Consider the following 4713-nt stretch of genomic DNA (forward strand, 5'->3'; position numbering starts at 1 on the left):
AATTTTAAAAATTTAAAAGGTTTTAAAGGGATAGTTTATTCCTGTGATGTATCAACAGATGAGCTTTTTTTTAAGGTAGAAGATTTTAAGCCGGATATAATTTTTCATCTTGCATCTATCACAGATACAACAGTAACTGACCAAGAGTATATGATGAGAAGAAACGTTGACGGTTTTAAGAATATATTAGAGTTTGCTTACGATAATGAAAGCATTGTAGTGTATGCATCATCTGCTTCTGTGTATGGAAATGTAAAGGAGCATGTACCATTAAAGGAAGATAGAGAAAAATCTCCTGAAAATGTGTACGCTTTTTCTAAATACATCATGGATAACCTTGCACAAGAGTTTAGCGATAAAACAGGACTAAAAATCGTAGGCGTTAGATACTTTAACGTTTATGGTCCAAGAGAAGCCCACAAAGGAAAGTTTGCAAGCATGATTTATCAGCTTTATTTACAGATGAAACAAGGAAATAGGCCAAGAATTTTCAAATGGGGCGAACAAAAAAGAGACTTTGTATATGTTAAAGACGCAATAGATGCTACTATTTTAGCAGCAAAAGCTCCAAAATCTACTGTTTATAACGTCGGAAGTGGAGAGGCAACATCTTTTAATGATGTGATTAAATATTTAAATCAAGCACTTGGAACAAATTTAGAGCCAGAATATTTTGACTGTCCTTACGATTTTTATCAAGAGTACACTCAAGCAGATATGACTAAGATTAAAGAAGAGCTTGGATTTGTGCCAAGATATAGCATACAAAGAGGCATCAAAGAGTACGTTGATATTTTAGAAGGAAGAATAAATGACTAAGAAAATTGTCAAAGTAAAAGTTCCGGCTACGACGGCAAACTTAGGAGCAGGCTTTGATACATTCGGTCTTGCTTTAACACTTTACAATGAGTTTGAAGTAGAAGAAGCAGATGGTGTATTTATAGAATCTTATCCAGAAAATAAATTTTTAAAAAATCCGGAAAATAACCTTTTTATAAAAGTAGTAAAGTATTTATGCGAAGCAGAAGGAAAGAAATTTCACGGTGCAAAGTTAAAGCAGACTGTCAATATACCAGTAGCAAGAGGGCTTGGTAGTAGTGCAACAGCAATAGTTGCAGGGATCTTAACAGGTTTTGCAGTCCATAAAAAACCGCTGACAGATGAAGAATTTTTTAAAGTAGCATATCTATTTGAACCACATCCAGACAACCTTTTACCAGCTTGGAAAGGTGGCTTTATTACAGCATTAAAAACAGAAGATAAAACATATTACAGTAAAATAGATTTTCCACAAGAGTTAAAAGCAGTTGTTGTAATTCCCGATTTTGAGCTTTCGACAGAGCTTGCAAGGTCAGTACTACCAAAAGAAATACCATTAAAAGATGCAGTGTTTAATATTCAAAGAGCATCATTATTTATAAGAGCATTGCAAGAAAAAAGATTTGATTTATTAAAGGTAGCAATGGAAGATAGATTACATCAACCATACAGAAAAAGCCTAATTCCAAACTTTGATAAAGTTATACAGTATGCTTACGACTCGGGAGCAGTTGGTGCCTCCTTAAGCGGTGCAGGTAGCACAATGTTAGCCCTTGCCTTGGACGATTTTGACAAAATCGGTCAGGCAATGGTATCAGCCTTTTCAGAAGCAGGCATAAATGCAAAATATCTTGTTCTTGATGTAGACACAGAAGGTGCGAAGGTTGAGATAGTTGAGAAGTAGAGACAATCTGCAAATTACCTGTATTGTGAGAAATTAAAAAGTGAATAGGTGAGGAATTAAAAAATTGCGATAATTAAATTGTCATTTCTGAAGACTAGAGAGATATTCCTCAGGATGACATAAAGAATGTAAGAAAAAAAATACCTTGGGTGAGAAATTAGCGGTTTTTATAAAATTTAAGAAGGAGATCCTTCGGCCTTACGGCCTCAGGATGACAGAGAAAGGTTGAGTGATAAGTATCAGAGAAAGGATAACCTAATTTGTCATTCTGAAGCCGGCGAAGAATCTCATACTTTTATTGATTTCTCAACCCGACTTATAAAGAATGTAAGAAAAAACTTTAAAAAGGAGCATCACATGGAAGAAAACAAAATCACCAAACCAAGAGTAGTATTTTTAAAAACTCCAGACCCAAAAAATATGGTTGAGAATATCATAGATGGATTAAATAAGTCTGTTTCTGCAAGAAATTTTGAAACGAAAATTGTAGAAATCAACCCAGACAATCTGCAAGAAGTTATCAATCAAATCGTTGAATTTAAGCCGCTATTTACATTTGATATAAATTTAGACGGTATGATTTATGCAGAAAATGAAGGACAAAAACAGCCATTCTGTGATCTACTTGGAAACATTCATATCACATGGTTTATAGATGACCCACTGATCCATTTTACAAAATTAAAACCAGTTATTCAGTCAAATCAAATACTTTATGCAACCATTGACATAGAACATCTCCAATGGCTTAGGACTCTTGGAAAAAATGTTGCATTAATACCAGCAGGCACTAATCCGGCTAAAATTCCACCACCAAAAGAAAAAGAGTTTGAAGTGGCATTTGTTGGACCACTGACAGACCCAATCCTTATAGAAAATGATTGGCAGCAAAGATTAGACCCAAATTTATTTGGCTTTGCTGTTGAACTTGGAAGGCTTATTTACAGAAACCCAGATATGCCAATCAGATTTGCATCGGGATATTTATTATCTCAATTAAGCCCAGAATTTCAATCTGCATTAATACAATTCCAGCAAGAAAACGAAGAAGATTTCTCAAATCTTCTTATAGAAATCGGTCTGTATGCTATGCATCTAAGAAGATGGAATATAATCGATTCAATAGAAAATTATGAAGTTAACATTCTTGGTCCGGTAAGCGGAGAAGTTAAAGATAATGTAGTAGTTTTTGAAGAAATTTATACTCAAAAAGATGTGATAGATTTTATCTCTAAATCAAAAATATCATTACTAAGTCAACCACCATTCATCCCATCAAGTCTTGGGTTTACAGTGTTTGACAGTGTCGCAACAGGAACTTTAACATTTGTTGAAGAGAGACTTGCTTCAAAATCTTTCTTTGAACCAGAAAAAGAGATAATTACATACCATCCAATAGATTTTATAGAAATAGAAGGAAAAATCGCTTACTATCTTGAAGAAGCTCCGGATGAAAGAGAAGAGATAGGAAAGGCAGGAAGAGAAAAAGCATTAAAAGAGCATACAATCTACTCAAGAGGCGAAATCTTAGCCAACATCATGGAAGACATAATCAGACAATCTATTCAAGAAGAAAAAAAACCGGAGGAAAATAGTTGAAAAGAGCTTTAATATCTGTTTCTGATAAAACAGGTGTATTAGAATTTGCAAAAGAGCTTAAAAATCTTGGATATGAGATTATATCCTCTTCAGGAACTGCAAAATATTTAAAAGAAAATGGCATAGATGTTATAGAAGTTTCACAATTAACAGGATTTCCAGAAATACTTGATGGTAGAGTAAAAACACTACACCCAAAAATACATGGCGGAATTTTAGCCATAAGAGATAACCAAGAGCACAGAAAGCAGCTTCAAGAAAATGATATTAAACCAATAGATATTGTAGCTATAAATTTATATCCGTTTGAAAACACGGTTAAGAAAGGTGCTGATTTAGATGAGATTATAGAGAATATAGACATTGGCGGTCCTGCATTAGTTAGAGCATCTGCTAAAAATTATAAATACGTTGCCATAATAACAGACCCAAAAGATTATAGCGATATAATCAACGAGCTTAAAGAATACGGAGAAATAACCATACATACAAAGAAAAAACTTTCATTAAAAGCATTTAGACACACAGCCTTTTATGACAGTATAATTTCGCAAGTTTTAAATGAAAAATTTGAAATAAACGAAGATTTTCCAGAAAATTTAACCATTCCTATGAGGTTAAAATCCGGACTTAGGTATGGAGAAAATCCACATCAAAAAGCATCTCTTTACATAAACCCACTTGAAAATGGTATTTCTGTTGCAGATAGCGAAATTTTACAAGGTAAAGAAATGTCTTTTAACAACTACTACGACGTTGATTCTGCTGTACTTTTGGTTAAAGAGTTTGAAGAGCCAGCCTGCGTTATAGTGAAGCATAACAACCCTTGCGGTGTTGCAGTTGCAGAAAATGTAAAACAAGCTTACACCCTTGCCCTTGAAACAGACCCAAAATCAGCATTCGGCGGAATTGTAGCATTTAATAAAGAGGTTGATGAAGATACAGCAAAGGAGCTTACAAAATTATTTTTAGAGGTTGTAGTTGCACCTTCATTTTCAGATTCAGCGTTGGAAGTATTAAAAACTAAGAAGAATTTAAGAGTTGTAAAAGTTAAAAACTTTGATAAAAAATTAGAAGGAAAGGATATAAAAAGAATCTCGGGTGGTTATCTACTCCAAGACAGAAATTTAGGTCTCTATACAGAGTTAAAAGTAGTTACAGAAAGACAGCCAACAGAAAAAGAGTTAGAAGATTTAATATTTGCTTTGAAAGTTGTTAAACATGTAAAATCTAATGCGGTTGTGATAGCAAAAGACAAAAGAACTGTTGGCATTGGAGTAGGACAAACTTCAAGAGTAGATAGTTTAGAAACTGCAATCAAAAAAGCAAAAGAATTTAATCTACCATTAGAAGGAAGCGTTCTTGCATCAGAAGCATTTTCCCATCAGAGA

At 33.7% G+C, this 4713-nt stretch carries 4 protein-coding genes; all 4 read left to right on the forward strand.

Features of this window, described 5'->3' with window-relative positions; genetic code table 11:
• Positions 1–819, forward strand: an 819-nt coding sequence (locus tag SULYE_RS06125) for an NAD-dependent epimerase/dehydratase family protein (protein WP_007547595.1), incomplete at its 5' end; no start/stop codon positions are given.
• Positions 812–1723, forward strand: coding sequence for a homoserine kinase (thrB, locus tag SULYE_RS06130; protein WP_007547597.1), 912 nt, complete (start codon positions 812–814; stop codon positions 1721–1723). The genes SULYE_RS06125 and thrB, both read left to right, overlap by 8 nt.
• A 357-nt stretch (positions 1724–2080) precedes the next feature.
• Positions 2081–3322 carry a glycosyltransferase family protein gene (locus tag SULYE_RS06135; protein WP_007547599.1) on the forward strand — a complete coding sequence of 414 codons (1242 nt, stop codon included), beginning with the start codon at positions 2081–2083 and terminating at the stop codon, positions 3320–3322.
• Positions 3319–4713: bifunctional phosphoribosylaminoimidazolecarboxamide formyltransferase/IMP cyclohydrolase (gene purH / locus SULYE_RS06140; protein WP_007547600.1), on the forward strand; the 1395-nt coding region annotated here is incomplete at its 3' end. The genes SULYE_RS06135 and purH, both read left to right, overlap by 4 nt.

This window comes from Sulfurihydrogenibium yellowstonense SS-5 (assembly GCF_000173615.1).
Classification (GTDB): Bacteria; Aquificota; Aquificia; order Aquificales; family Hydrogenothermaceae; genus Sulfurihydrogenibium; species Sulfurihydrogenibium yellowstonense.

What these genes read in the sequence shown, in the direction of transcription:
- thrB (WP_007547597.1), top strand. Translation starts at nt 812, where the DNA reads ATGACTAAGAAAATTGTCAAAGTAAAAGTTCCGGCTACGACGGCAAAC.
- SULYE_RS06135 (WP_007547599.1), top strand. Translation starts at nt 2,081, where the DNA reads ATGGAAGAAAACAAAATCACCAAACCAAGAGTAGTATTTTTAAAAACT.